This is a genomic window from Burkholderia sp. GbtcB21, assembly GCF_019091065.1.
GTDB classification, from domain to species: domain Bacteria; phylum Pseudomonadota; class Gammaproteobacteria; order Burkholderiales; family Burkholderiaceae; genus Burkholderia; species Burkholderia pyrrocinia_C.
This window is the reverse complement of sequence record NZ_JAGXKA010000005.1, coordinates 247,582-273,715: the sequence shown is the minus strand read 5'-3', so window position 1 is coordinate 273,715 and position 26,134 is coordinate 247,582. Positions and strand designations below refer to the sequence as shown.

Here is a 26,134-nt window from a genome sequence, read left to right as displayed (position 1 = left end):
CGCGTCAGCGCGCGTCCTTGTGCATCCACTTGCGGCCCTCGATGGAGCCGGCGCGGCGGGACTTGTCGACGCGCCGCTGGCGCGCCAGTTTCGGATCGACGATCAGCGGGCGGTAGATCTCGACGCGGTCGTGGTCGGCGAGCGGCGCGTCGAGCGGTGCGAGCTTGCCGTACACACCCGTCTTCGCTTGCGCGAGGTCGATCTCCGGGTGCAGCGCGAGCACGCCGCTCGCGTCGATCGCCGAGCGAACGGTCGCGCCTTCGGGCAGCGACACCCGAATCAGCGTCTGGCGGTCCGGCAGTGCATAGCAGACTTCGATCGACAGCATCGCGTCACCCCTTCCCGTAGCGCTGGTCCGCGCGCTTCACGAACGAATCGACGAACGTGTTCGCGATGTGGCTGAACACCGGCCCGATGATTTTCTCGAGCAGGATGCTCGAAAACTCGTAGTGCAGCGCGAATTCGATCTTGCACGCATCGGCGCGCAGCGCGGTGAAGCGCCACGAGCCCGTGAACTTCTTGAACGGGCCGTCCGTGAACTCCATGTCGATCCGCGTCGGACGCTGCTGCGTGTTGCGCGTCGCGAAATGCTGCTTGATGCCCTTGAAGTTGATATCGATGCGCGCTTCCATCCCGCTGTCGTCCTGACGGCGAATCTCGACGCCGCCGCACCAGGGCAGGAAATTGGGGTAATCGGCCACGTCGGTGACGAGGTCGAACATCTGTTCCGCCGAATGACGGATCAATACGGTTTTCTGGACATCTGCCATAAATCGCGCGGCATCGCTGAAGGTGGGAAAGCAAGCCGGGCGATTCTCGCCCCGCTTTGCTAAAATCGTGATTTTAAACGAGTTGGCCCAATCCATTCATGAGCATCATCGACAACAGGAAGGCGCACTTCGATTATCACATCGAGGAACGCTACGAGGCGGGGCTCGTGCTGGAGGGCTGGGAAGTCAAGGCGCTGCGCGCCGGGCGCGGCCAGATCAAGGAAGGCTACGTCGTGGTGAAGAACGCGGAGATCTTCCTGATCGGCACCCATATCAGCCCGCTGCCCGAGGCTTCGACGCACATCAAGCCCGACCCGGTTCGCACGCGCAAGCTGCTGCTGCACCGTGAGGAAATCAAGAAACTGATCGGCAAGGTCGAGCAGCGCGGCTACACGCTCGTGCCGCTGAACTTCCACTACAAGGGCGGCCGCGTGAAGTGCGACATCGCGCTCGCGAAGGGCAAGAAGCTGCACGACAAGCGCGAAACCGAGAAGAAGCGCGACTGGGAACGCGAGAAGGCACGCATCATGCGCGCCGGCGCCTGACACGCGCGACGCGTATCGCAAACGACACGGCCCGCTCGAAGCGGGCCGTGTTGCCGCACGCGGCAACCGCCTGCGCATCGGACAATTCCGGCTCAGCCCTTCCCGCCCGCGGCCGGCGACGCGTTCTTGACGATCGACATCGCCGACGCGATCGCACTGCCGAGATCCGACAGATTCGACGGCACGATCAGCGTATTGCCCTGCTTCGCGAGATTCGAGAACGCGCCGACATACTGCTCGGCGACCTTCAGGTTCACCGCGTCCATCCCGCCCTGCGACTGCATCGCGTTCGCGATCTTCTGGATCGCCTGCGCGTTTGCCTCGGCCACGGCAAGAATCGCGGCGGCCTCGCCCTGCGCCTGATTGATCGCGGCCTGCCGCTCGCCTTCGGACTTCTGGATCGCCGCCTCGCGCGCACCCGACGCGAGGTTGATCTGTTCCTGCTTGCGGCCTTCGGACGCGGCGATCAGCGCGCGCTTCTCGCGCTCGGCGGTGATCTGCGCCTGCATCGCGTGCAGGATCTCCTTCGGCGGCGTCAGGTCCTTGATCTCGTAGCGCAGCACTTTCACGCCCCAGTTCGCCGCGGCCTCGTCGAGCGCCGACACGATGCTGTGGTTGATGAAGTCGCGCTCCTCGAAGGTCTTGTCGAGCTCCAGCTTGCCGATCACCGAGCGTAGCATCGTTTGCGACAACTGCGTGATCGCGAGCACAAAGTTGCTCGACCCGTACGACGCCTTCATCGGGTCCATCACCTGGAAATACAGCACGCCGTCGACCTGAAGCTGCGTGTTGTCGCGCGTGATGCAGATCTGGCTCGGCACGTCGAGCGGAATTTCCTTCAGCACGTGCCGGTACGCGATGCGATCGACGAACGGCAGCACGATGTTCAGCCCCGGCGACAGCGTCGCGTGATAGCGCCCGAAGCGCTCGAGCACCCACGCATGCTGCTGCGGCACGATCTTCACCGTCTTCGACACGATCACGATCGCGATGACGAGCAGGACAACCCAGATGATCAGCGAATCCATGAAATATTCCCTCCTTGTTGTATCGGCGGACAATCAGCCCGCGGGTTTCGCCACGACCACGAGACAGTTGCCGCGCACGGCGCTTACCTGATACACGTGCGCATCGTCGCGCTCGCCGTTCGCCAGCTCGACGTCCCAGTCGGCGCCGCGATACTGCACGCGCGCACGGCCGTCACGCCACGCGTCGACCGTGACGGTCGCGCCGATATCGAGATTGACGTCGGGATTCGTCGACGTGTCGCGCTTCTGCTTGCGGCCGAGCCCCGAACGGCGCAGCACGATCATTGCGACGATCGCGACCACGGCCGCCGCGCCGAACTGCACGTGCGGCGCGAAACCCGCCAGTTGCAGCAAGCCGCCCGCGAGAAAGCCGAGCGCGATCATCAGCAGATAGAACGTGCCCGTCAGCAACTCGGCCACGACCAGCACACCCACCGCGACCCACCAGAACAGATGCCCCGACATCATTGTGGTCTCCAGAAAACATCCCCCACGCTCACTTGGCACGCTTGGGGCGGCCCGGCGCGTACCGACAAACAAAAACACCCCGGCGCCTACCGGGGTGTTTATAGCATGAACCTTGCATTTTGCCTTCAACGAAAGCGCAGCGGACCCGCGCTTTCGCCGAAGGTGCGTTACCGGCCGTTACTTCCGGTTGGCGAGCGCCTGCCACGTATCGATGATCGTGTCCGGGTTCAGCGAGATCGACACGATGCCTTCGTCGGCCAGCCATTGCGCGAAGTCCGGGTGATCGGACGGGCCCTGGCCGCAGATGCCGACGTACTTGCCCATCTTGCGGCAGGTGTCGATCGCACGCTTCAGCAGGAACTTGACGGCCGGATCGCGTTCGTCGAAGTCGACTGCCAGCAGTTCCATGCCCGAGTCGCGGTCGAGGCCGAGCGTGAGCTGCGTGAGGTCGTTCGAGCCGATCGAGAAACCGTCGAAGTGCTGCAGGAAGTCTTCGGCGAGGATCGCGTTGGTCGGGACTTCGCACATCATCACGAGGCGCAGGCCGTTTTCACCGCGCTTCAGGCCGAACTTCTCGAGCAGGCCGACGACACGCTCCGCCTGCTTCACGGTACGCACGAACGGCACCATGATCTCGACGTTGGTCAGGCCCATCTCGTCGCGCACGCGCTTCAGTGCACGGCACTCCATCTCGAACGCCGGCGCGAAGTCTTCCGCGATGTAGCGCGACGCGCCGCGGAAGCCCAGCATCGGGTTTTCCTCGTCCGGCTCGTAACGCGAACCGCCGATCAGCTTCTTGTACTCGTTCGACTTGAAGTCGGACAAGCGCACGATCACGGGCTTCGGATAGAACGCCGCGGCGATCGTCGCGACACCTTCCGTCAGCTTGTCGACGTAGAACTGACGCGGCGACGCGTGGCCGCGCGCGACGCTCTCGACGGCCTTCTTCAGGTCCTGGTCGATGTTCGGGTACTCGAGAATCGCCTTCGGGTGAACGCCGATGTTGTTGTTGATGATGAACTCGAGACGCGCGAGGCCCACGCCGCCGTTCGGCAGCTGCGAGAAGTCGAACGCGAGCTGCGGATTGCCGACGTTCATCATGATCTTGACCGGGATTTCCGGCAGTTCGCCGCGCTGCACTTCCGTGACTTCCGTCTCGAGCAGGCCGTCGTAGATCTTGCCTTCGTCGCCTTCCGCGCACGACACGGTGACGAGCGCGCCGTCCTTCAGCACGTCGGTTGCGTCGCCGCAGCCGACGACCGCCGGCACGCCGAGCTCACGCGCGATGATCGCCGCGTGACAGGTCCGGCCGCCACGGTTCGTGACGATCGCGGCTGCACGCTTCATCACCGGCTCCCAGTTCGGGTCGGTCATGTCGGCAACCAGCACGTCGCCCGGCTGCACGCGTTCCATTTCCGACGGATCCTGGATCACGCGCACGCGGCCCGCGCCGATCTTCTGGCCGATCGCGCGGCCCGTCGCGAGAACCTGCGACTGGCCCTTCAGCTTGAAGCGCTGCTCGGCCTTGCCGCTCGCCTGGCTCTTCACCGTTTCCGGACGCGCCTGCAGGATGAAGATCTTGCCGTCGCGGCCGTCCTTGCCCCACTCGATGTCCATCGGACGCTGGTAGTGCTTCTCGATGATGACCGCGTACTTCGCCAGCTCGATCACGTCCTCGTCGGTGATCGAGTAGCGGTTGCGCTGCTCGTGCGACACGTCGACCGTCTTCACGCGGCCCGGCTCGCCCGGCTGCGTGAATTCCATCTTGATCAGCTTCGAGCCGATCGAGCGGCGGATGATCGGGTATTTGTCCTGTGCGAGCGTCGTCTTGAACACATAGAACTCGTCCGGGTTCACCGCGCCCTGCACGACGGTTTCGCCCAGGCCGTAGCTCGACGTGATGAACACGGCGTCCTTGAAGCCCGATTCGGTGTCGATCGTGAACATCACGCCGGCGGCGCCGACGTCCGAGCGGACCATGCGCTGCACGCCGGCCGACAGAGCGACCTCGGCGTGCGTGAAGCCCTTGTGCACGCGGTACGAGATCGCGCGGTCGTTATACAGCGACGCGAACACGTGCTTCATGCGGTCGAGCACGTCTTCGATGCCGACGACGTTCAGGTACGACTCCTGCTGGCCGGCGAACGATGCGTCGGGCAGGTCTTCCGCGGTCGCGGACGAGCGCACGGCGAACGACAGCTCGCCCGGCGAGCCGTTCTTCAGGACTTCGAACTGCGCGCGGATTTCCTGCTCGAGGCGCGCCTGCATCGGCGCGTCGACGATCCACTTGCGGATTTCGGCACCGGCTTCGGCGAGCGCCTTCACGTCGTCGATGTCGAGCGACTCGAGACGCTTGGCGATGCGGTCGGTAAGGTCGTTGTGCGTGAGGAAATCGCGGAAAGCGAGCGCGGTCGTGGCGAAACCGGTGGGCACGCGAACGCCAGCTTCGGAAAGCTGGCTGATCATCTCGCCGAGCGACGCATTCTTGCCGCCGACGATCTCCACATCGGTCATCCGCAACTGCTCGAACGGAATTACATACGCCTGGTCCTTTGCGACGTTTGCTGCGTTAGTCATACAAGCCCCTAAGTGTGAAAAAAATGCTCGATCGCGCAAGTGGGCTTGGACGCGGGCGCTTGCAAAAAGGCGCGGCGCGTCTTGCGCAACCTGTTAGATAAACAATCGCAGCGGCGGAAAAACCTTCCGACCCGATTTGCAAAAATCCCGGCAGAACGGCGATATTTTCAGACCAATCGCCAAACTTGCCGGGAATTTTGGAATCGCGCGGCCGGGCCACGAGCGCCGTTCGCGCCCTGCCCCCGCAATTGCTTATCCAACAGGTTGCCGCTATTCTACCGTGCCGGCTGCCGGATGTGGCGCGACCTTGTCACTGTGTCTGGAGGCGAACCTCCAGCCGCCCCGTGCAACCGCCCTTCACGTTCGACGCCCAGATTCATGCTGCCTACCGTTTTCATCGTCTCCGACGGCACCGGGATTACTGCCGAAACCTTCGCGCATTCGATCCTCTCCCAGTTCGACCAGAAATTCCGTCTCGTGCGCGTGCCGTTCGTCGACTCGCTCGACAAGGCCTATGCGACCGTCGAGAAGATCAACGAGGCCGCCGTGCACGACGGCCGCCGCGCGATCGTGTTCACGACGCTCGTCGACAGCGAGTCGAACGACATCGTCAAGCGCTCGAACGCGCTCGTGCTCGACATGTTCCAGCGCTTCGTCGAGCCGCTCGAGCAGGAACTGGAGCTCAAGTCGAGCCACGCGATGGGCCGCGGCCACCAGAACGCGGACACCGAGGAATACAAGACGCGGATCGAGGCGATCAACTTCTCGCTCGCGCACGACGACGGCCAGTCGAACCGCAACCTGTCGGAGGCCGACGTGATCCTCGTCGGCGTGTCGCGCAGCGGCAAGACGCCGACGAGCCTGTATCTCGCGATGCAGTACGGCGTGAAGGCCGCGAACTATCCGCTGATTCCGGAAGACTTCGAACGCGGCAAGCTGCCGTCGGCGCTCTCCGCGCACCGTGAAAAGCTGTTCGGGCTGTCGATCGACCCGCAGCGCCTGTCCGAGATCCGCAACGAGCGGCGGCCGGGCAGCAAGTACGCTGCGCCCGAGAACTGCCGCTTCGAGATCAACGAGGCAGAAGCGATGATGCGTCGCGAAGGGATCAAGTGGCTGTCGTCGACGCACAAGTCGATCGAGGAAATCGCGACGACGATCCTGCAGGAAATCCGCCTCGACCGGCAGTCGTACTGAGCGCCGGCGCACACGCGGCCGCTCGGCCGCCGCCGGAAAAACAAAAAGGCCGCGTCGAACGCGGCCTTTTTCGTGGTGCGGCGAATGCTGGCGTGGGGCGTCACGCAGGCCGCTGCTGTCGCACCTGCTCGAACAGGCAGACCGCCGCTGCTGCCGCGACATTCAGCGACTCCATCCCGCCCGGCTGCGGAATCGTCACGCGATGCGTGGCCGCATCGCGCCAGAACGCCGATACGCCGGCGCCCTCGTTGCCGAACACCCATGCGACAGGCCCCGACAGGTCGCAGTCGTAGAGCGCCTGCGCGCCATGCGAATCGGTCAGCGCGACCGGCACGTCGAGGCGTTCGGCGAGCGCCGCGGCGTCAACATCCTCATGGATCGACAGCAGGAAATGCGCACCCATGCCCGAGCGCAGCACCTTCGACGACCACGCGTAGGCCGTGCCCGGCGCACAGAACACGTGACGCACACCGGCCGCCGCGGCGCTGCGCAGGATCGAGCCGACGTTGCCGGCGTCCTGCACGCCGTCGAGCACGACCGACGTGTGCGTCACGCGCTCCGGCAGCGGTTGCGCCGGCCGGTCGACGAGCAGCAGGAACCCGACGCCGTTGACGACGTTCGACAACTGCCCGAACAGCGCATCGGGCAGCGTGACGACACGCTGCGCGTCGACGCGCGCGACGATCGCCTGCGCCTCGGCGTGGCCGAGCGCGCCTTCGGTCGCCACGCACAGCTCGGGCGTCGCACCCGTATCGAGGTACGCGCTCGCGAGATGGAATCCTTCGAGCAGCGCCTGGCCGCTGCGGCGCTGATGGTGCGTCGAACCCGCGAGCGCCTTCAGGCGCTTGTACAGCGGGTTGTCGCGGGAAGTAATGCTTTTCATCGAATCAGGTCGAGTGCCGCGCGGACCGGCGCGAACGAGCGCCGATGCGCTTCGCACGGGCCGTGCTCGCGCAGCGCGGCAAGGTGTTTCGCGGTGCCGTAACCCGCATGCACGTTGAAACCGTATACCGGGAAGCGTTCGTGCAGGTCGACGAGCATGCGGTCGCGCGTGACCTTCGCGAGGATCGATGCGGCCGAGATGCTCGGTACGAGCGCATCGCCGCTGACGATCGCCTCGGCACGCACCGTCAGCGTCGGGCAGCGGTTGCCGTCGATCTGCGCAAGCGTCGGCAGGACCGACAGGCCCTCGACGGCCCGCTTCATCGCAAGCATCGTCGCATGCAGGATGTTCAGCGTATCGATTTCGTCGACGCTTGCCGACGCAACGCAATACGCGCGCGAACGCGCGACGATCAGGTCGTACAGCACGTCGCGCTTCTTCGCGGACAGCGCCTTCGAATCGTCGAGCCCGTCGATCGGCTGCGCCGGATCGAGAATCACCGCGGCGGCCACCACCGGCCCCGCGAGCGGGCCGCGGCCGGCTTCGTCGACACCGCAGACGATCTCGTCGGGCCGGCTGAAGTCGAAGCCGCCCTGCACGTCGCTCGACGCGCGGCGACGCGGTGCACGTACTGCCGTCATGCGCGCCCCTTGCGTTGTTCGAGCACGCGCACGACCGCTTCGGCCGCCTTCGCAGCCGTGTTCTGCCGCAGCGAAAGATGCATTTCGGTAAACACGTCGGTCAGCGTGCGGCGGTTCGCGTCGTCGCGCAGCTGCGTGAGCGTCGCATCGGCGAGCGCCTCGGGCGTCGCGAAATGCTGCAGCAGCTCGGGCACGACGAAGCGCCCCGCCAGGATGTTCGGCAAGCCGACATACGGCAGGTAGCCCTGCCGGCGCATGATCTGCCCGGTCAGCCAGGGCACCTTGTACGAGATCACCATCGGCTTCTTCAGCAGCGCGGCTTCCAGCGTGACGGTGCCGCTCTTCACGAGGATCGCGTCGGCGGCCGTCATCGCGACCTGCGAGCGGCCATCGGTGATCGTCAGCGCGAGCTGCGGATGCGCGTCGACGAGCGGCTGCAGCAGCTCGCGCAGCGCGGGCGTCGCCGCCGGCATCACGAACCGCACGCCGGGCTCGCGCTGCTGCATCAGCGCCATCGCCGCGAAAAACGTCGGGCCGATCAGCGCGATCTCCGAGCGCCGGCTGCCCGGCAGCACCGCGATCACGGGACCGTCCGCGGGCAGGCCGAGCGCGATGCGCGCACCGTGCGTGTCGGGCTCGAGCGGAATCTCGTCGGCCAGCGGATGGCCGACGTAGGTCGACGCGACGCCGGCCTTGTCGAGAATCGCCGGCTCGAACGGGAACAGGCACAGCATGTGATCGACGGACTTGGCGATCTTTTTGATCCGGCCGCCGCGCCATGCCCAGATCGACGGGCACACGAAGTGGATCGACGGGATGCCCGCGTCGCGCACGGCCTGTTCGACACTGAAGTTGAAATCCGGCGCGTCGATGCCGATGAACGCGGCCGGCCGCTCCGCGAGCAGCTGGCGCTTCAGCTCGCCGCGAATCCGCAGGATCTCGGGAATCTGGCCCAGCGCCTCGACATAACCGCGCACGGTCAGCTTGTCCATCTGCCAGTGCGAATCGAAGCCCTGCGCGATCATCCGCGGCCCGCCGATCCCGTAGTACTGGGCCGATTCGGGCAGCCGCTCGCGCAGCCCGCCGAGCAGCGACGCCGCGAGCAGGTCGCCCGATGGCTCGCCTGCCACCATCGCGAGCCGAAGCTGATTGGTCGGAAACGGCATCGCTTAGCGGATGATGCCGCGTTGCGACGCGTCGATGAACTCGACGAGCGCCTTCACCGGCGCATCGCCGTCGCCGCCCGCCTCCGCCAGCTCGCGCAACTGCACCTTCGCTTCCTCGAGCGACAGGCCGTTCTTGTACAGCAGGCGGTACGCGCTGCGCAGCGCCGAAATCGCGTCGGGCGAGAAACCGCGCCGGCGCAGCCCTTCGATGTTGATCCCGTGCGGCTCGGCCTTGTTGCCTGCCGCGATCACGAACGGCGGAATGTCCTGCACGAGCGCCGACGCGCCGCCCAGCATCGAGTGCGCACCGATGCGCACGAACTGGTGAACGCCCGACATCCCGCCGACGATCGCCCAGTCGCCGATCTCGACGTGGCCGGCCATCTGCGCGTTGCTCGACAGGATCACGTGGCTGCCGACGCTGCAGTCATGGCCGATGTGCACATAGGCCATGATCCAGTTGTCGTCGCCGAGCGTCGTCACGCCGACGTCCTGCACGGTGCCCGTGTGGATCGTCGTGAATTCGCGGATCGTGTTGCGGTTGCCGATCACGAGCTTCGTCGGCTCGTCCTTGTACTTCATGTCCTGCGGACGGCCGCCGACCGATGCGTAATGGCCGATGCGATTGTCCTCGCCGAGCGTCGTGTGGCCTTCGATCACGCTGTGCGAGCCGATCGTCGTGCGCGCGCCGATCGTGACGTTCGGGCCGACGATCGCGTACGGGCCGATCTCGACCGATTCGTCGATCTGCGCGCCCGCTTCGACAATCGCGGTGGGATGAATCCTGGTCATGCGCCGTTGCCTCTCGATGTGATGTGTCGCGTTGCGTTGCCCATGCGTGCCGCGTCGCTCAGGGCGCCGCGTCGGCCGTCTTGACCGTGCACATCAGTTCGGCTTCCGCCGCCACCTTGCCGTCCACTTCCGCCACCGCCTTGAACTTCCAGATGCCGCGGATGTAGCGTTCGAACGTCACGTTCAGAATCAGTTGGTCGCCCGGTTCGACCACGCGCTTGAAGCGCGCGCCGTCGATCCCGACGAAGTAATACAGCGTGTTCTCCGGATCCTTCGGCTGCTCTTCCGCGAAGGTCAGCAGCGCCGCGGCCTGCGCGAGCGCCTCGAGGATCAGCACGCCCGGCATCACCGGCCGCTTCGGGAAGTGCCCCTGGAAGAACGGCTCGTTGATCGACACGTTCTTCAGCGCTTTGATCCCTTTGTGCGGCTCGAGTTCGAGCACGCGATCGACGAGCAGAATCGGGTAGCGATGCGGCAGCAGCGTGAGGATCTTGTGGATGTCGAGATTGATTTTTTCAGTGCTCATGATGGTTCGTCTCACGCAGAGGCTGCGCGGTGGTGATGCAAAGGCTGAAGCGGGCCGCCATGCGGCCCAGTCTGACAAACCGGGCCGGTTGCGCTGGCCGTGCCCGGTTGGTGGTCTCGCATGGCGCGCTCAGGCGTCCGTGCCGCCCTGGGCGGCGAGCGCGGCTTCGAGCGCCTTGATTCGGTCGCGCAGCTTGTCGAGGTTGCGCACGAGCGCGGCGCTCTTGTTCCATTCGCCGTGGTCGACGGCCGGGAACGCGCTGGTATAGATGCCGGCCTTCGGCAGCGACTTCGATACGCCCGAATTCGCGGTGATGATGACGTAATCGCCGAGCGTCACGTGGCCGGCGATCCCGGCCGCGCCGCCGATCATGCAGTGGCGGCCGATCGTCGTGCTGCCCGCGATGCCCGCCTTGCCGGCGATCACCGTGTAGGCGCCGATCCGGCAGTTGTGGGCGATCTGCACCTGGTTGTCGATCTTCACGCATTCCTCGATGACGGTGTCCGCCATCGCGCCGCGATCGATCGTCGTGTTCGCGCCGATCTCGACGTCCGGGCCGATCGATACGCCGCCGACCTGCGGGATCTTGACCCAGCTGCCGGTGCGGGCGTCGCCGTCGCCGACGAAATCCGGCGCGAAGCCGAAGCCGTCGGAGCCGATCACCGCGCCCGAATGGACGATCGCGCGCGGGCCGACCTTGCAGCCGTGATACACCGATGCGTTGGGATAAAGATGCGAGCCTGCGCCGATCGTCGTGCCGCGGCCGACGAATACGTTCGCGTCGAGCTGGACGCCGTCCTCGATCACCGCGCCGGCCTCGACCGTCACGTGCGGGCCGATCACCGCGCTCGCGGCGACCTTCGCCGCCGGATCGATCGTCGCGCTCGGATGCACGCCGGCGGCGCGCGGCGGCGCGGCCAGGTCGATGAACATCTGCGCGACGCGTGCGAAGTACGCGTACGGATTCGGCGTCACGATGAAATTGCGACCGCTAGCGGCCGCGCCCAGCTTTTCCAGATCCTTCGGTGCGATCAGCACCGCGCCTGCGCGGGTCGACTCGACCTGCGACAGGTACTTCGGATTCGCGAGGAACGCGAGTTGCTGAGGGCCTGCCTGGTCGAGCGGTGCGAGCCCGCCCACCTTGCACTGTGCGTCGCCGGCGATCTCGCCGCCGAACCGCTTTACGAGTTCCTCAAGCGTCAATGCCATTCGTCGTCTGCTCCGTTCAGTTCGCCGAGCCGGACGCGAGCGCCTTGAGCACCTTGTCGGTGATGTCGATGCGCGGGCTGACGTACACGGCTTCCTGCACGATCAGGTCGTAGTTCTGCTGCTCGGCGATCTGCTTGATGACCTTGTTCGCCCGCTCCAGCACGGCCGCCAGCTCCTCGTTGCGACGCTGGTTCAGGTCCTCGCGGAACTCGCGCTGCTTGCGCTGGAAATCGGTATCGAGCTGAGCGAGATCGCGCTGCTTCTGCGCGCGATCGGCCGCCGACAGCGACGTGCCGCCCTTGTCGAGCGAATCGGACATCGACTTCAGACGCGCCGCCAGATCCTGCAGATCCTTGTCGCGCTTCGCGAACTCGGCTTCGAGCTTCGTCTGCGCCGCCTTCGCGGGCGCCGACTCGCGCAGGATCCGATCCGAATTGACCGCCGCGATGCGGGCGACGTCCTGTGCGTGAACCGTCGCCGCGCCCAGGGCCAGCGCAACGGTCAACGCGCACATCACTCGTTTCGAAAACTTACCGGTTAGCAAAATTACCCTCTCGTTGCTGTTGTCATGCGTTCGGTCAGAACGCCGTCCCGATCTGGAACTGGAATTTCTGGTACTGGTCGCCTTCGTGCTTCTGCAGCGGGAAGCCGAGGCTCAGCTTCAGCGGGCCGATCGGCGAGATCCACGCGAGACCCACACCATAGCCGTAACGCAGGCCGTTCGCGCCCGTACTCGTGCCGCCCGGCGCGTTGCCCCACACGTTACCGCCGTCGAGGAACGTGAACACGCGCAGCGTGCGGTCGTAGCCGGTGCCCGGCAGCGGGAACGTCAGTTCGATGTTGCCGACGAGCATCTTCGAACCGCCGATCGGGTCGTTCGTCTTCGTGTCGCGCGGGCCCAGCGAGCTCGGCTCGTAGCCACGCACGGAGCCGATACCGCCCGCGTAGTAGTTCTTGAAGATCGGGTACGGGTTGCCGATACCGTTACCGTAGCCGCCCTGCAGGTTCAGGCCCAGGATGAAGCCGCGCGAGAACGAATAGTAGTACTGCGCCTGCAGGTCGGCCTTGTAGTACTGGATCTTGCCGACCGGCACGCCGTATTCGACGTTCGCCTGCGTGAAGTAGCCGCGGCTCGGGATCAGCGCGCTGTCGCGCGCGTCGCGCGACCACGCGACGGTCAGCGGCACCGTGTTCGACACGCGGCCGAACTCGTTCACGTAATCCTGGTAGCTCTGCGGCGTGTTCGAATCGACGTCGAGGCGGTTCTGCTCGAAGCCCGCGCCGAAGTAGACGGTGTCGACTTCCGAGAACGGGATGCCGAACTTCAGGTTGCCGCCCGCGCTGATGATCCGGAAGCTCGAGCTCGTCGAATAGTAGAGCGGCTGGTACGTACGGTAGTAGACGTCCGTGATCCGCTTGATGCCGTCGACCGTGAAGTACGGGTCGACCTGCGTGACGGTCAGCGTGCGGTAGCTCTTCGCGGTGTTGACGTTCACCGACAGGCTGGTACCCGAACCGAACACGTTGTCCTGCGACACGCCGGCCGACAGCACGACCTTGTCCGTCGACGAGAAGCCGGCGCCCAGCGTGATCGCGCCGGTCGGCTTTTCGTCGACCTTCACGTTCACGTCGACCTGGTCGTTCGTGCCTTCGACCGGCACCGTCGTCACGTCGACGTTGGTGAAGTAGCCGAGACGGTTCACGCGGTCCTTCGACAGCGCGAGGCGGTTCGAATCGAACCACGAGCTTTCGAGCTGGCGCATTTCGCGGCGCACCACTTCGTCGCGCGTGCGCGTGTTGCCGACGACGTTGATGCGGCGCACGTACACGCGGCGGCTCGGATCGACCACGAGGTTCAGGTTCACCTTGTGGTTCGCCTGGTCGATGTCCGGCTGCGCGTTGACGGCCGCGAATGCGTAGCCGTATTCACCGAGCTTGTCGACGATCGACTTGGTGGTCTGCTGCAGCTTTTCGGCCGAGAAGCGATCGCCCGGCTTGATCTTGATCAGCTTGTTGAGTTCGGCCTCGCGATCGAGCAGGTTGCCCGACAGCTTGATGCCCGACACCGTGTACGGCTCGCCTTCGTGCAGCGTGACCGTCAGGTACATGTCCTTCTTGTCGGGCGAGATCGACACCTGGGTCGACTCGATGTTGAACTCGAGGTAGCCGCGGTTCAGGTAGTACGAGCGCACGGCCTCGAGGTCGCCGGTCAGCTTTTCCTTCGAGTACAGGTCGTTCTTCGTGTACCAGGAGAACCAGTTCGGCGTCGACAGCTGCATCTCGTCGCGCAGCGTGCTCGTCTTGAACGCCTTGTTGCCGATGAAGTTGATCTGGCGGATCTTCGCGCTCGGGCCTTCGGCCACCGCGAACAGGATCGACACGCGGTTCGCGTCGACCGGCGTGACCGTCGTCTTGACTTCGGCCGCGTAGAAGCCGCGCGTCAGGTACTGGCGCTTGAGCTCCTGCTCCGCCTTGTCGACGAGCGCCTTGTCATAGTAGCGGCCGTCGGCGAGACCGACGGCGCGCAGCGCCTTCGTCAGGTTGTCCTTGTCGAATTCCTTCGTGCCGGTGAAGTCGATCGACGCGATCGCCGGACGCTCCTGCACCTGCACGATCACGACGTTGCCCTGCGTGGCGATGCGCACGTCGTTGAAGAAGCCCGTCGCGTACAGCGCGCGGATTGCTTCGGATGCCTTGTCGTCCGTGAAGGTATCGCCCTGCTTGATCGGCAGATAGGCGAACACCGAACCCGCTTCGACGCGCTGCAGCCCCTCGATCTTGATGTCTTGCACCACGAACGGTGCCGCTGCATGCGCCGCGAGGCCGTGCGCGGCGAGCGCGGCCGCTGCAACTGTCTTAGGTACAAAGCGATGAGGTTTGAACAACATGCATCCCCAATATTTAAGCTGCATCAAATCGGGCGACTGCCCAGCGGCGGCCGCCTGACGCTTCAGAAATGGATTAGCCGAGCCAGATCGTTGAACAGCGCGATCGCCGACAACGCGACGATGCAGATCAACCCGGCTCTTTGCAGAATCAGTTGCCAGCGCTCCGAGACGGCTTTCCCGGTCGCGGCTTCAACCGCATAATATAACAGATGCCCCCCGTCCAAAACGGGAATCGGCAACAAGTTCAGGACGCCAAGGCTAATGCTGACAAGGGCGAGGAACGACAGGAACGCCGACGGACCGAGCCGTGCGCTCTTGCCCGCGTAGTCGGCGATCGTCACGGGGCCGGACAGGTTCTTCAGCGACGCGTCGCCCGTGATCATCCGCCCGAACATCCGCAGCGAATACACGGAGATGTCCCACGTGCGGCGCACGCCGAGCCGCAGGCTCTCGATCGGCCCGTAGCGCACGTCGACGGACGGCGCGTGCATCGACAGCGCCGCGCCGATCCGGCCGACCTGCTGCCCCGATTCGTCGTCGCGCTGCATCTGCGGCACGATCGATACCGTCTGCGCGGCGCCGTCGCGCTCGATCCGCAGGTCGAGCGCCTTGCCCGCATGGTGCTTGACGGAATCGATGAAGCGCGACGCGCCGCCGATCGGCTTGCCGTCGAGCGCGACCAGCTTGTCGCCGGCCTTCAGGCCCGCCTGCTCCGCCGCGCTGCCGGGCTGCACCGACGCGACCGACAACGTGCCGCCGCCGGCCTCGAAGCCCAGGTGCGTCATGAAATCGTCATCGAGCTGACTTTCGGGAACATTGCGGAGGTCGACGCGGAAATCGAACGTCGCGCCGCCGTCGCGCGCGCCGAGCACGATCTCGCGATGATCGAACGCGGCCGCCAGCAGCTTCCAGCGCAGGTCCGACCACGACCGCACCGGTTCCGACTCGCCGCCCTGCGCATCGCCTACGCGCGCGTTACGGATCGACACGATCGTCTCGCTGCCGTCGAAGCCCGCGCGGGCCGCCACCGTGCCGGCGGCCGGCGGCGCGACGATCGCGGCCGGCTCGGTCACGCCGGACGCAAATACGACGGAAAACAGCACGATTGCCAACAGGAAGTTTGCAATCGGCCCGGCCGCGACGATCGCGATGCGCTTGTAGACCGACTGGCGGTTGAACGCCTGGCCGAGCTCCTCGGGCTTGATGCCGGGGCCCGGATCGCGCTCGTCGAGCATCTTCACGTAGCCGCCGAGCGGCAGCGCGGACAGCGTCCACTCGGTGCCCGTCCTGCGGCTGACCCAGCGCGCGACGGGCTGGCCGAAGCCGATCGAGAAACGCAGCACCTTCACGCCGCACCAGCGCGCGACGCGATAATGTCCGTACTCATGCACGACGACCAGCACCCCGATCGCCACCGCAAACGCGATCAGTTCGACCAGCACGTTCATGAGCACTCCATTCAGACAGTACGCTCCACGCGGGGCGCAGGCGCTTTTGCAATGATCGCGGCGGCGAGGCGGCGTGCCTCGGCATCCGCCGCCAGGACGTCGTCGAGCCCGTCGGGCGCGCGGTTCGGCAGCGCGTTGAGCACTGCATCGACCGTCGCCGCGATCGCCATGAAGCCGATCCGGCGCTCGAGAAACGCTTCGACCGCAACTTCGTTCGCCGCGTTCAATGCGGCGCTCGCGATGCCGCCTTCCTCAAGCGCCTTCAGCGCGAGCGCGAGGCACGGGAAGCGCGCGTAATCGGGCTTCTCGAACGACAGCTGCGCGATCTGCGCGAGGTCGAGCTGGTCGACGCCCGCATCGACGCGATCGGGAAACGCGAGCGCATGCGCGATCGGCGTGCGCATGTCGGGGTTGCCGAGCTGCGCGAGCACCGAGCCGTCGCGGTACGACACGAGCGAATGGATCACGCTCTGCGGATGGATCAGCACGTCGATCCGGTCGCCCGGCAGCCCGAAGATCCAGTGCGCCTCGATCACCTCGAGACCCTTGTTCATCATCGTCGCGGAATCGACCGAGATCTTGCGGCCCATCACCCAGTTCGGGTGCTTGCACGCCTCGTCCGGCGTCACGTCGACGAGCGTGGCCGGCTCGCGCGTGCGGAACGGGCCGCCCGACGCGGTCAGGATGATCTTCGAGATCCCGCCGTGCTCGCCCGCATCGCGCGGCATGCACTGGAAGATCGCGTTGTGTTCGCTGTCGACCGGCAGCAGGATCGCGCCATGGTCGCGCACGGCGTCCATGAAGATCGCGCCCGACATCACGAGCGCTTCCTTGTTCGCGAGCAGGATCCGCTTGCCGGCACGCGCGGCCGCGAGGCTCGGCACGAGGCCTGCCGCGCCGACGATCGCCGCGACCACCGTGTCGCAGCCGTCGCTCCTCGACACGTCGACGAGCGCCTGCGGCCCGTGCAGCACGGTCGTCTTGCTGCCCGCCGCGCGCAGTTTCGCTTCGACGTGTGCGGCCGTCGCGGCATCGCCGACCACCGCCACTTCAGGCGCGAAGCGCAGGCACTGCTCGACGAGCTTGTCGCCGTTGCGGTGCGCGGTCAGCGCGTAGACCGAGAAGCGCTCGGGATGGCGCGCGACCACGTCGAGCGTGCTGTCTCCGATCGAGCCCGTGGAACCGAGCAATGTCAGACGTTTTTGCATAACAGAGATAATGGTTTAACCAAGCAGCAGCATCGCGAGCGGCAGCACCGGCAGCAGCGCGTCGACACGGTCGAGCACGCCGCCATGGCCAGGCAGCAGTCCGCTCGAATCCTTCACACCGGCCTGCCGCTTCAGCAACGACTCGAACAGGTCGCCGATCACGCTGTACGCGACCAGCAGCGTCAGCGCGGCCCACGCACCGGGCATTCCGTAGCGCACGGCGAATGCGGAAAACAGGGTCGGCTCGAAAGCATGCGCGGCCGTCGCGACACCGGCGACGACCATCACCGCAAGCCAGCCGCCGATCGCGCCTTCCCAGCTCTTGCCGGGACTGATCGTAATGGCCAGTTTACGCTTTCCGAAAGCCTTGCCCGCGAAGTATGCGCCGATATCGGCCAGCCAGACGACCAGAAGCAGCGACAGCACGAACGGCACGCCCTGCGCGCGCGCCGCGACGAGCGCATGCCAGCAGGCCGCGAACACGATCAACCCGGCCGCCAGCAGGAACGGCCGCCAGACGCCGCCCGCAAGTTCGGGCTTGCGCCGCAGCGCGAACGGGCCGACCAGCAGCCAGAACACGCCGGCCGCCATGAAAAGGGGACGGGACGCAGTCGCATCGATGCCGAGCGGCGTGGTGGCCGCCAGCGCGAGCGCCGCGACGACCGCATAGACGACCGGGGCGGCGCCGCCGAGCTTCAGCAGGCGCGCCCATTCCCATGCGGCGAACACGAGCACGACGCCGATCAGCGCGCCGAACGCGGCGAGAGGCGCGAACAGCGTCACCGGCAGCAGCACTGCCAGCATCGCGATCGCCGTGATCACACGGGTTTTCAGCATGAAAGGGAGTCGGCGTTCTGCGATTGCGGTTCGAGCTGCGCGCTCGTGCGCCCGAAACGGCGCTCACGCTCGGTATACGACGCCATCGCGTCGGCCAGTGCCGCGCCGTCGAAATCCGGCCAGTATTTGTCGGTGAAATAGAATTCGGCGTACGCGAGCTGCCACAGCAGGAAGTTGCTGACGCGCTGCTCGCCGCCGGTGCGGATGAAGAGATCGGGCTCCGGCGCATAGGCCATCGCCAGGTGCGGCGCGAATGCGTCCTCGGTCACTTCGACCTCGCGACCCTCGCGCACGGCCTGCTCGACGAGCTTCTTCGTCGCCTGCAGGATGTCCCACCGGCCGCCGTAGTTGGCAGCGATGGTGAGCGTAAGACGGGTGTTGCGCGCCGTCTTGGTCTCGGCGCGGCGAATCAGTTCGCGGATGCGCGGCTCGAAGCGGTCGAGATCGCCGACGACACGCAGGCGGATCCCGTTCGCATGCAGCTTGCCCACCTCGCGCTCGAGCGCGGTGATGAAGAGCCGCATCAGGAACGACACTTCGTCGTTCGGCCGGCGCCAGTTTTCCGAACTGAACGCGAACAGCGTCAGGTATTCGACGCCGGCGCGCGCGCAGCCTTCGACCACCGCCCGCACGGCATCGACGCCGCGGGTATGCCCCGCGACGCGCGGCAAGCGGCGTTCGGTTGCCCAACGGCCGTTGCCGTCCATGATGATCGCGATGTGACGCGGCACGACGCCGACGTCAGGCACGCGAACGGTAGAGCTGGTATAGGTCATGGCCGTTGAGACAGTAATGCGGGAAGAAGGCGGCGCGCGAGGACGGTCGTCAGACCGTCATGATCTCGGCTTCCTTGGTCTGCACGAGCTTGTCGATTTCGGCAACGTGCTTGTCGGTCAGCTTCTGCACGTCGTCGCTCGCGCGGCGCTCGTCGTCTTCCGAGATTTCCTTGTCCTTCACGAGCTTCTTGAGCGCTTCGTTCGCGTCGCGGCGCAGGTTGCGGATCGCGACCTTGGCCGTTTCGCCTTCGCTCTTGACGACCTTCGTCAGCTCGCGGCGGCGCTCTTCCGTCAGCGCGGGCATCGGCACGCGGATCAGGTCGCCGGCCGTTGCCGGGTTCAGGCCCAGATCGGCTTCACGAATGGCCTTCTCGACCTTCGCGACCATGTTTTTTTCCCACGGCTGCACGCCGATCGTGCGCGCGTCGACCAGCGTCAGGTTCGCGACCTGCGAGATCGGCACCATCGACCCGTAGTAGTCGACCTGCACGTGATCGAGCAGACCGGTGTGTGCACGGCCCGTACGGATCTTTGCCAGATCGTTCTTGAACGCTTCGATCGAGCGCTGCATCTTCTGCTCGACGCCCTTCTTGGTATCAGCGACACTCATTTCAACCTCCGAACCTTCAAACCTTCAAAGAACGCGGGTCCTGCCCGGCGCATCCTGCGCGCCACGGCCAATGACCCGCATCCGCGGGAGTTTACACGTGGACGAGCGTACCTTCGTCCTCGCCCAGCACGATGCGCTTGAGCGCGCCCGGCTTGTTGATCGAAAACACGCGAATCGGCAGCTTCTGGTCGCGGCACAGCGCAAACGCCGTCGCGTCCATCACCTGCAGGTTGCGGCTGATCGCCTCGTCGAAGCTGATCGTCGTGTAGCGCGTGGCCGACGGATCCTTCTTCGGATCGGCAGAATATACGCCATCGACCTTGGTCGCCTTCAGTACGACCTCGGCGCCCACTTCCGAGCCGCGCAGTGCCGCGGCGGTGTCCGTCGTGAAGAACGGGTTGCCGGTGCCGGCCGCGAAGATCACGACGCGGCCTTCCTCGAGCTGGCGGATCGCGCGGGGCCGGATGTACGGCTCGACGACCTGGTCCATCCGCAGCGCGGATTGCACGCGCGCCTCGATGCCGGCGTGGCGCATCGCGTCCTGCAGCGCCAGCGCGTTCATCATCGTCGCGAGCATCCCCATGTAGTCGGCAGTCGCGCGGTCCATGCCGGCCGCGCCGCCCGCGACACCGCGGAAAATATTACCGCCACCGATCACGACCGCCAGCTGCGTACCGAGACGCACGACTTCGGCGATATCGGCCACCATCCGTTCGATCGTCGCGCGATTGATGCCGAAGGCATCGTCGCCCATCAGCGCTTCGCCGGAGAGTTTGAGGAGGACGCGTTTATAGGCATTGGACATAGGGGCTTCCGAGCGACGAGAGGATGACAACCACGAACTGTAGGGGCGAAATACTGATTCGGGCAAGCGCCGACGGTCGGACCGGGGTTCCCGGCCGGCCGGCGGCGCCGCCGGCCGCGGCGGAGCGGACGCCCGCCGCGGGTACTGCCTGACTGCTTACTGCTGCTTTGCTGCTGCGACTTGCGCGGCCACTTCGGCGGCGAAGTCGTCCTGGCGCTTCTCGATGCCTTCGCCGACGACGAACAGCGCGAACTTCTGCACTGCGGAATCCGCTGCCTTCAGCATCTGCTCGATCGTCTGCTTGTCGTTCTTCACGAACGTCTGGTTCAGCAGCGACACTTCCTTCAGGTACTTCTGGACGCTACCGTCGACCATCTTCGCGACGATCTCGGCCGGCTTGCCCGATTCCGCGGCCTTCTGCTCCGCCACGCGGCGTTCCGTCTCGATCAGCTCGGCCGGCACGTCGGCCGACGACAGCGCGACCGGCTTCATTGCCGCGATGTGCATCGCGACGTCCTTGCCGACCTGCTCTTCCGCACCCGTGTACTCGACGATCACGCCGATGCGCGCGCCGTGCAGGTACGTTGCGATCTTGTTCGCGGTTTCGAAGCGGACGAAACGGCGGATCGACACGTTCTCGCCGATCTTGCCGATCAGTGCCAGGCGCACTGCGTCGACCGTCGAGCCTTCGAGCGGCAGCGCCGACAGCGCGGCCACGTCGGCCGGGTTCTGCGTCGCGACGAGTTCGGCGACCGTCTTCGAGAATGCGAGGAAGTCGTCGTTCTTCGCGACGAAGTCGGTTTCGCAGTTCAGTTCGACCAGCGCGCCTGCGTTGCCGCCGACGAACGATGCGACGACGCCTTCGGCCGTCACGCGCGATGCCGCCTTGCTCGCCTTGTTGCCGAGCTTGACGCGCAGCAGCTCTTCAGCCTTGGCCAGATCGCCGTCGGCTTCCGTCAGCGCCTTCTTGCACTCCATCATCGGTGCGTCGGTCTTCGCGCGCAGTTCTGCCACCATGCTTGCGGTAATTGCCGCCATCATTCGCTCCTTGAGTCTGTATTCACAACGCCGCCCGCTTGGACGCGAACGGCCGAGATTCGTTTCCGGACCCGCGCCGATTCGGCGCGATCAGGTCCGGCGCACAAGCTTAAAAAAAGGGGGCCTGTTGAGAGCCCCCTTTTTGCGCCGGCTCGGGGCCAGTTACGCGTTTTCCTCGACGTACTCGTCGTCGCCGCGCGCTGCCTGGACCACTTCGTTGACCGCGTTCGCACGGCCTTCCAGGATCGCGTCGGCCACGCCTTCCGCGTACAGCGCGACTGCCTTGCTCGAGTCGTCGTTGCCCGGGATCACGTAGTCCACGCCTTCCGGCGAGTGGTTCGTATCGACCACGGCGATGACCGGCACGCCCAGCTTGTTCGCTTCGGTGACGGCAATCTTGTGGTAGCCGACGTCGACGACGAAGATTGCGTCCGGAATGCCGCCCATGTCCTTCACGCCGCCGATCGACTTCTGCAGCTTGGCGATTTCACGTTCGAACAGCAGCGCTTCCTTCTTGCTCATCTTCTCGGTTTCGCCCGATTCGACGGCCGCTTCCATGTCCTTCAGGCGCTTGATCGACACCTTCAGCGTCTTGAAGTTGGTCATCATGCCGCCGAGCCAGCGTGCATTGACGTACGGCATGCCCGCGCGCTGCGCTTCCTGGGCGATCGTGTCGCGCGACTGGCGCTTCGTGCCGACGAACAGGATCGTGCCGCGGTTCGCTGCCAGCTGGCGCACGTACTTCTGTGCGTCCGTGAACATCGGCAGCGTCTTTTCGAGGTTGATGATGTGAATCTTGTTGCGGTGACCGAAAATGAACGGTGCCATCTTCGGGTTCCAGAAGCGCGTCTGGTGACCGAAGTGGACACCCGCTTCCAGCATTTGGCGCATCGTAACTGCCATGTGAATTCTCCACGAGGGTTGGGTCTTAAGCCGGCCGCCGTACCGCCGCGCGAACCCGCCCCGAAGGCAGAGAATTCCGCGCGGCCGGCACCCTGGTTGCGCCGGCTTGCGATTCGGCACGTGCAAAACGCCCGTGCCGTAAGCCTGTCACCGCGATGCCGCCCCAACATGGGGCAAACTCGGCATTTGGATATCGACTTAGCCAAAGAGTATAGCACGCCGAGTTGTCGGCTCTCAAGTCGCTCACCACTTTCGCTTGCCGTGCGGCAGCCGGCCGGACAATCCGCGAAAACCCGCATCGGCACGGCCGGCAGGGGCTGCGACGCCCGCCATAAGGTGCGATAATCCATCAATTCACCGCATTCCAGGCATACCTCGATGACTATTACGCTCAAAAACGAACACGATATCGCCGAGATGCGCGTCGCCTGCCGTCTCGCGAGCGAAGTGCTCGACTTCATCACGCCGCACGTCGTCGCGGGCATCACGACCGCCGAACTCGATCGCCTCTGCCACGAGTTCATGCTCAACGAACAGGGCACGATCCCCGCGCCGCTGAACTACCAGCCGCCCGGCTATCCGCCGTACCCGAAGGCCACCTGCATTTCGGTCAACGACGTGATCTGCCACGGCATTCCCGGCGAGAAGGTGATCAAGAACGGCGACGCGCTGAACATCGACATCACCGTGATCAAGAACGGCTACTTCGGCGACACGAGCCGGATGTTCATCGTCGGCGAGGGCTCGATCCTCGCGAAGCGCCTCGTGCAGACCACCTACGAGTGCATGTGGCTCGGCATCGACCAGGTCAAGCCCGGCGCGCACCTCGGCGACATCGGCCACGCGATCCAGAAACATGCGGAAGCGCAGGGCTACAGCGTCGTGCGCGAATACTGCGGCCACGGCATCGGCACGGTGTTCCACGAAGATCCGCAGGTCGTCCACTACGGCCGTCCGGGCACGGGCATCGAGCTGAAGCCCGGGATGATCTTCACGATCGAGCCGATGATCAACGCCGGCAAGCGCGACATCCGCACGATGCCCGACCAGTGGACGGTCAAGACGCGCGACCGCAGCCTGTCCGCGCAGTGGGAGCACACGGTGCTCGTCACCGAAACCGGCTACGAAGTGCTGACCGTGTCGGCCGGCACGCCGGCGCGCCCCGTGTTCGCGCAACCGGCCGCCGCAGTCTGAGCGCCGTCGCGCCAGCCCGCCCCGCCCCCACCTGAACGGCCGCCCATGAGCGCTCACGCCGCCCCCTCGCCCGACGCGCTGTCGCGGCGCGCCGAATTCAAGGCCGCCAAGGCCGACATGCTCGAGCGCTTTCGTCGCGCGACGAACGTCGCGTCGCTGATGCACGCGCAGTCGAAACTCACCGACGACGCACTGAAGCGCGTGTGGGACGATTGCGGGCTGCCGGCGACGCTCGCGCTCGTCGCCGTCGGCGGCTACGGGCGCGGCGAGCTCGCCCCTTATTCCGACGTCGACATCCTCGTGCTGCTGCCCGATGCGCACGACCCGGCGCTCGACCCGCGCATCGAGCGTTTCATCGGGATGGCATGGGATCTCGGCCTCGAGATCGGCAGCAGCGTGCGCACGGTCGCGCAATGCATCGAGGAGGCATCGCAGGACGTCACGGTGCAAACCTCGCTGCTGGAAGCGCGCCGCATCGTCGGCAGCACCGCGCTGTTCGAGCGCTTCACGGTGCGCTACCACGAGGCGCTCGACGCCCGCGCGTTCTTCACCGCGAAGGTGCTCGAGATGCGCCAGCGCCACGCGAAGTTCCAGGACACGCCGTACAGCCTCGAACCGAACGTGAAGGAAAGCCCCGGCGGGCTGCGCGACCTGCAGACGATCCTGTGGATCGCGCGCGCGGCGGGTTTCGGCAGCAGCTGGCGCGAGCTCGACACGCGCGGCCTCATCACCGATCGCGAAGCGCGCGAGCTGCGCCGCAACGAGGGTTTCCTGAAGACGCTGCGCGCACGGCTGCACGTGATCGCCGGCCGCCGCCAGGACATGCTCGTGTTCGACCTGCAGACGCAGGCCGCGGAGAGCTTCGGCTACCAGCCGACGCAGGCCAAGCGCGCGAGCGAGCAACTGATGCGCCGCTATTACTGGGCCGCGAAAGCCGTCACGCAGCTCGCGACGATCCTGATCCAGAACATCGAGGCGCAGCTCTTCCCCGCGACGAGCGGCATCACGCGCGTGCTGTCGCCCGACCGCTTCGTCGAGAAGCAGGGGATGCTCGAGATCGTCGACGACGGCGTGTTCGAACGCCATCCCGATGCGATCCTCGAAGCATTCCTGCTGTACGAAACGACCCGCGGCGTGAAGGGCCTGTCCGCGCGCACGCTGCGCGCGCTGTACAACTCGCGCGAAATCATGAACAACGCGTGGCGCCGCGATCCGCAGAACCGCGACACGTTCATGCGGATCCTGCAGCAGCCCGAAGGAATCACGCACGCGTTCCGGCTGATGAACCAGACGAGCGTGCTCGGCCGCTATCTGCTGAACTTCCGCCGCATCGTCGGCCAGATGCAGCACGACCTGTACCACGTGTACACGGTCGACCAGCACATCCTGATGGTGTTGCGCAACATCCGCCGCTTCGCGGTCGCCGAGCATGCGCACGAATACCCGTTCTGCAGCCAGCTGATCGGCAACTTCGACCGTCCGTGGGTGCTGTATGTCGCGGCGCTGTTCCACGACATCGCGAAGGGCCGCGGCGGCGACCACTCGACGCTCGGGATGGCCGATGCGCGGCGCTTCTGCCGCGAACACGGGATCGCCGGCGACGACGCAGCGCTGATCGTGTGGCTCGTCCAGCATCACCTGACGATGAGCCAGGTCGCGCAGAAGCAGGACACGAGCGACCCCGAAGTCATCAAGCGCTTCGCCGAACTCGTCGGCAACGAACGGCGCCTCACCGCGCTCTACCTGCTGACCGTCGCCGATATCCGCGGCACGAGCCCGAAGGTGTGGAACACGTGGAAGGGCAAGCTGCTCGAGGATCTGTACCGCGTCACGCTCGCGGTGCTCGGCGGCGCGAACCCCGATGCACACTCGGAGCTGAAGTCGCGGCAGGAACAGGCGCTCGCGCTGCTGCGCCTCGAGACCGTGCCCGACGACGCGCACCGCGCGCTGTGGGATCAGCTCGACGTCGGCTTCTTCCTGCGTCACGATGCGGCCGACATCGCATGGCAGACGCGTGTGCTGTACCGGCACGTGAACGCCGAAACCGCGATCGTCCGCGCGCGGCCGTCGCCGATCGGCGACGCGCTGCAGGTGCTCGTATACGTGAAGGACCGCCCCGACCTGTTCGCGGGCATCTGCGCGTATTTCGACCGCAACGGGCTGTCGGTGCTCGACGCACGCGTCAGCACGACGCGGCACGGCTACGCGCTCGACAACTTCATCGTCACGCAGACCGAACGCGACGTGCGGTACCGCGACATCGCGAATCTCGTCGAACAGCAGCTCGCGGCGCGGCTCACCGAAACCGCACCGCTGCCGGAACCGTCCAAGGGCCGCCTGTCGAGGCTGTCCCGAACCTTTCCGATCACGCCGCGCGTCGACCTGCGGGCCGACGAGCGCGGTCAGTACTACATCCTGTCCGTGTCCGCCAACGACCGGCCGGGCCTTCTCTATTCGATCGCGCGCGTACTCGCCGAGCATCGGATCGGCGTCCATGCGGCGCGGATCAATACGCTCGGCGAACGCGTCGAGGACATCTTCCTGCTCGCGGGCGCCGGCTTGTCCGACAACCGCCTGCAGATCCAGCTCGAAACCGAATTGCTGCGTGCGATCGCAGTCTGAATGAAT

Annotated in this window: 25 protein-coding genes; 4 read left to right on the top strand and 21 right to left on the bottom strand. The window is 65.7% G+C overall.

The window, feature by feature from the left end; genetic code table 11:
- Nucleotides 1–4 precede the first annotated feature (4 nt).
- Together KVT39_RS14515 and KVT39_RS14510 are read right to left on the bottom strand one after the other, a co-directional pair.
- Nucleotides 5–328 carry an RnfH family protein gene (locus tag KVT39_RS14515; RefSeq protein ID WP_034181131.1) on the bottom strand — a complete coding sequence of 108 codons (324 nt, stop codon included), beginning with the start codon at nt 326–328 and terminating at the stop codon, nt 5–7.
- Nucleotides 329–332: 4 nt separating this feature from the next.
- Nucleotides 333–770, bottom strand: coding sequence for a type II toxin-antitoxin system RatA family toxin (locus KVT39_RS14510; RefSeq protein ID WP_034181130.1), 438 nt, complete (start codon nt 768–770; stop codon nt 333–335).
- A 98-nt stretch (nt 771–868) separates the two neighbouring features.
- Between KVT39_RS14510 and smpB the strand changes: the two genes are divergently transcribed.
- Nucleotides 869–1,315, top strand: coding sequence for an SsrA-binding protein SmpB (gene smpB, locus KVT39_RS14505; protein ID WP_034181129.1), 447 nt, complete (start codon nt 869–871; stop codon nt 1,313–1,315).
- Between the two features lie 92 nt (nt 1,316–1,407).
- Here the strand turns inward: smpB and KVT39_RS14500 are convergent, their stop codons facing one another.
- The 3 genes from KVT39_RS14500 to ppsA all read right to left on the bottom strand — a co-directional run bounded on the left by KVT39_RS14500 (nt 1,408) and on the right by ppsA (nt 5,388).
- Nucleotides 1,408–2,343, bottom strand: a complete 936-nt coding sequence (locus KVT39_RS14500) for an SPFH domain-containing protein (protein ID WP_034181128.1) — start codon at nt 2,341–2,343, stop codon at nt 1,408–1,410.
- Between the two features lie 33 nt (nt 2,344–2,376).
- A complete protein-coding gene (locus tag KVT39_RS14495) occupies nt 2,377–2,811 on the bottom strand; it encodes an NfeD family protein (RefSeq protein ID WP_034181127.1) in 435 nt (144 codons plus the stop codon).
- A gap of 177 nt (nt 2,812–2,988) precedes the next feature.
- Nucleotides 2,989–5,388, bottom strand: a complete 2,400-nt coding sequence (gene ppsA / locus KVT39_RS14490) for a phosphoenolpyruvate synthase (RefSeq protein ID WP_034181126.1) — start codon at nt 5,386–5,388, stop codon at nt 2,989–2,991.
- Nucleotides 5,389–5,766: 378 nt separating this feature from the next.
- On the opposite strand from ppsA, the gene KVT39_RS14485 reads away from it, so the two are divergent.
- Complete coding sequence (locus tag KVT39_RS14485; protein ID WP_034181125.1) at nt 5,767–6,582, top strand: pyruvate, water dikinase regulatory protein; 816 nt, start codon at nt 5,767–5,769, stop codon at nt 6,580–6,582.
- 100 nt (nt 6,583–6,682) lie between these two features.
- On the opposite strand, the gene KVT39_RS14480 is transcribed toward KVT39_RS14485, so the two are convergent.
- From KVT39_RS14480 to rpsB, 16 genes are all read right to left on the bottom strand, one after another.
- Nucleotides 6,683–7,465, bottom strand: a complete 783-nt coding sequence (locus KVT39_RS14480) for an RNA methyltransferase (RefSeq protein WP_105390466.1) — start codon at nt 7,463–7,465, stop codon at nt 6,683–6,685.
- Nucleotides 7,462–8,106, bottom strand: a complete 645-nt coding sequence (rnhB, locus tag KVT39_RS14475) for a ribonuclease HII (RefSeq protein ID WP_034184751.1) — start codon at nt 8,104–8,106, stop codon at nt 7,462–7,464. Before rnhB ends, KVT39_RS14480 begins: the two co-directional genes overlap by 4 nt.
- Nucleotides 8,103–9,272, bottom strand: a complete 1,170-nt coding sequence (gene lpxB / locus KVT39_RS14470) for a lipid-A-disaccharide synthase (RefSeq protein ID WP_034184750.1) — start codon at nt 9,270–9,272, stop codon at nt 8,103–8,105. The genes rnhB and lpxB overlap by 4 nt, the downstream gene beginning before the upstream one ends.
- Before the next feature lie 3 nt (nt 9,273–9,275).
- Complete coding sequence (gene lpxA, locus KVT39_RS14465; protein WP_217589410.1) at nt 9,276–10,064, bottom strand: acyl-ACP--UDP-N-acetylglucosamine O-acyltransferase; 789 nt, start codon at nt 10,062–10,064, stop codon at nt 9,276–9,278.
- Nucleotides 10,065–10,122: 58 nt separating this feature from the next.
- Nucleotides 10,123–10,590, bottom strand: a complete 468-nt coding sequence (gene fabZ / locus KVT39_RS14460; protein WP_006495559.1) for a 3-hydroxyacyl-ACP dehydratase FabZ — start codon at nt 10,588–10,590, stop codon at nt 10,123–10,125.
- Nucleotides 10,591–10,719: 129 nt separating this feature from the next.
- Nucleotides 10,720–11,799 (bottom strand): UDP-3-O-(3-hydroxymyristoyl)glucosamine N-acyltransferase, encoded by a 1,080-nt coding sequence (gene lpxD / locus KVT39_RS14455; protein WP_175749925.1) that lies wholly within the window; start codon nt 11,797–11,799, stop codon nt 10,720–10,722.
- Nucleotides 11,800–11,815: 16 nt separating this feature from the next.
- Nucleotides 11,816–12,313 (bottom strand): OmpH family outer membrane protein, encoded by a 498-nt coding sequence (locus KVT39_RS14450; RefSeq protein ID WP_034184747.1) that lies wholly within the window; start codon nt 12,311–12,313, stop codon nt 11,816–11,818.
- A 64-nt stretch (nt 12,314–12,377) separates the two neighbouring features.
- A complete protein-coding gene (bamA, locus tag KVT39_RS14445; RefSeq protein WP_105390464.1) occupies nt 12,378–14,687 on the bottom strand; it encodes an outer membrane protein assembly factor BamA in 2,310 nt (769 codons plus the stop codon).
- Nucleotides 14,688–14,749: 62 nt separating this feature from the next.
- Complete coding sequence (gene rseP, locus KVT39_RS14440; protein ID WP_217589408.1) at nt 14,750–16,135, bottom strand: RIP metalloprotease RseP; 1,386 nt, start codon at nt 16,133–16,135, stop codon at nt 14,750–14,752.
- Nucleotides 16,136–16,146: 11 nt separating this feature from the next.
- A complete protein-coding gene (locus tag KVT39_RS14435) occupies nt 16,147–17,343 on the bottom strand; it encodes a 1-deoxy-D-xylulose-5-phosphate reductoisomerase (protein ID WP_034184744.1) in 1,197 nt (398 codons plus the stop codon).
- A gap of 15 nt (nt 17,344–17,358) precedes the next feature.
- A complete protein-coding gene (locus KVT39_RS14430; protein ID WP_034184743.1) occupies nt 17,359–18,180 on the bottom strand; it encodes a phosphatidate cytidylyltransferase in 822 nt (273 codons plus the stop codon).
- A complete protein-coding gene (gene uppS / locus KVT39_RS14425; RefSeq protein ID WP_006478494.1) occupies nt 18,174–18,956 on the bottom strand; it encodes a polyprenyl diphosphate synthase in 783 nt (260 codons plus the stop codon). Before uppS ends, KVT39_RS14430 begins: the two co-directional genes overlap by 7 nt.
- Before the next feature lie 49 nt (nt 18,957–19,005).
- Nucleotides 19,006–19,566: a ribosome recycling factor gene (gene frr, locus KVT39_RS14420; protein ID WP_021159105.1), complete on the bottom strand. Its 561-nt coding sequence runs from the start codon at nt 19,564–19,566 to the stop codon at nt 19,006–19,008.
- A gap of 91 nt (nt 19,567–19,657) precedes the next feature.
- The gene (pyrH, locus tag KVT39_RS14415; RefSeq protein WP_006402648.1) at nt 19,658–20,371 is read right to left on the bottom strand and encodes a UMP kinase; all 714 of its coding nucleotides are present in this window, start codon (nt 20,369–20,371) and stop codon (nt 19,658–19,660) included.
- 156 nt (nt 20,372–20,527) lie between these two features.
- Nucleotides 20,528–21,409 carry a translation elongation factor Ts gene (gene tsf, locus KVT39_RS14410; RefSeq protein ID WP_034184758.1) on the bottom strand — a complete coding sequence of 294 codons (882 nt, stop codon included), beginning with the start codon at nt 21,407–21,409 and terminating at the stop codon, nt 20,528–20,530.
- Between the two features lie 162 nt (nt 21,410–21,571).
- Entirely contained in the window at nt 21,572–22,312 is a 741-nt protein-coding gene (gene rpsB, locus KVT39_RS14405; RefSeq protein ID WP_011352461.1) for a 30S ribosomal protein S2, read from the bottom strand.
- 378 nt (nt 22,313–22,690) lie between these two features.
- Here rpsB and map point away from each other — a divergent pair, with 378 nt between their 5' ends.
- Both map and KVT39_RS14395 read left to right on the top strand, forming a co-directional pair.
- Complete coding sequence (gene map, locus KVT39_RS14400; RefSeq protein WP_034184742.1) at nt 22,691–23,506, top strand: type I methionyl aminopeptidase; 816 nt, start codon at nt 22,691–22,693, stop codon at nt 23,504–23,506.
- Between the two features lie 45 nt (nt 23,507–23,551).
- Nucleotides 23,552–26,128, top strand: coding sequence for a [protein-PII] uridylyltransferase (locus KVT39_RS14395; protein WP_034184741.1), 2,577 nt, complete (start codon nt 23,552–23,554; stop codon nt 26,126–26,128).
- Nucleotides 26,129–26,134 lie beyond the last annotated feature (6 nt).

Coding starts and splice junctions, on each gene's coding strand:
- rnhB (WP_034184751.1), bottom strand. CDS start 8,106: ATGACGGCAGTACGTGCACCGCGTCGCCGCGCGTCGAGCGACGTGCAG.
- bamA (WP_105390464.1), bottom strand. CDS start 14,687: ATGTTGTTCAAACCTCATCGCTTTGTACCTAAGACAGTTGCAGCGGCC.
- pyrH (WP_006402648.1), bottom strand. CDS start 20,371: ATGTCCAATGCCTATAAACGCGTCCTCCTCAAACTCTCCGGCGAAGCG.
- frr (WP_021159105.1), bottom strand. CDS start 19,566: ATGAGTGTCGCTGATACCAAGAAGGGCGTCGAGCAGAAGATGCAGCGC.
- lpxD (WP_175749925.1), bottom strand. CDS start 11,799: ATGGCATTGACGCTTGAGGAACTCGTAAAGCGGTTCGGCGGCGAGATC.
- tsf (WP_034184758.1), bottom strand. CDS start 21,409: ATGGCGGCAATTACCGCAAGCATGGTGGCAGAACTGCGCGCGAAGACC.
- KVT39_RS14500 (WP_034181128.1), bottom strand. CDS start 2,343: ATGGATTCGCTGATCATCTGGGTTGTCCTGCTCGTCATCGCGATCGTG.
- KVT39_RS14495 (WP_034181127.1), bottom strand. CDS start 2,811: ATGATGTCGGGGCATCTGTTCTGGTGGGTCGCGGTGGGTGTGCTGGTC.
- KVT39_RS14435 (WP_034184744.1), bottom strand. CDS start 17,343: ATGCAAAAACGTCTGACATTGCTCGGTTCCACGGGCTCGATCGGAGAC.
- ppsA (WP_034181126.1), bottom strand. CDS start 5,388: ATGACTAACGCAGCAAACGTCGCAAAGGACCAGGCGTATGTAATTCCG.
- KVT39_RS14395 (WP_034184741.1), top strand. CDS start 23,552: ATGAGCGCTCACGCCGCCCCCTCGCCCGACGCGCTGTCGCGGCGCGCC.
- uppS (WP_006478494.1), bottom strand. CDS start 18,956: ATGACCTATACCAGCTCTACCGTTCGCGTGCCTGACGTCGGCGTCGTG.
- lpxB (WP_034184750.1), bottom strand. CDS start 9,272: ATGCCGTTTCCGACCAATCAGCTTCGGCTCGCGATGGTGGCAGGCGAG.
- KVT39_RS14485 (WP_034181125.1), top strand. CDS start 5,767: ATGCTGCCTACCGTTTTCATCGTCTCCGACGGCACCGGGATTACTGCC.
- map (WP_034184742.1), top strand. CDS start 22,691: ATGACTATTACGCTCAAAAACGAACACGATATCGCCGAGATGCGCGTC.
- KVT39_RS14510 (WP_034181130.1), bottom strand. CDS start 770: ATGGCAGATGTCCAGAAAACCGTATTGATCCGTCATTCGGCGGAACAG.
- KVT39_RS14480 (WP_105390466.1), bottom strand. CDS start 7,465: ATGAAAAGCATTACTTCCCGCGACAACCCGCTGTACAAGCGCCTGAAG.
- smpB (WP_034181129.1), top strand. CDS start 869: ATGAGCATCATCGACAACAGGAAGGCGCACTTCGATTATCACATCGAG.
- rseP (WP_217589408.1), bottom strand. CDS start 16,135: ATGAACGTGCTGGTCGAACTGATCGCGTTTGCGGTGGCGATCGGGGTG.
- KVT39_RS14450 (WP_034184747.1), bottom strand. CDS start 12,313: ATGTGCGCGTTGACCGTTGCGCTGGCCCTGGGCGCGGCGACGGTTCAC.
- KVT39_RS14515 (WP_034181131.1), bottom strand. CDS start 328: ATGCTGTCGATCGAAGTCTGCTATGCACTGCCGGACCGCCAGACGCTG.
- KVT39_RS14430 (WP_034184743.1), bottom strand. CDS start 18,180: ATGCTGAAAACCCGTGTGATCACGGCGATCGCGATGCTGGCAGTGCTG.
- lpxA (WP_217589410.1), bottom strand. CDS start 10,064: ATGACCAGGATTCATCCCACCGCGATTGTCGAAGCGGGCGCGCAGATC.
- rpsB (WP_011352461.1), bottom strand. CDS start 22,312: ATGGCAGTTACGATGCGCCAAATGCTGGAAGCGGGTGTCCACTTCGGT.
- fabZ (WP_006495559.1), bottom strand. CDS start 10,590: ATGAGCACTGAAAAAATCAATCTCGACATCCACAAGATCCTCACGCTG.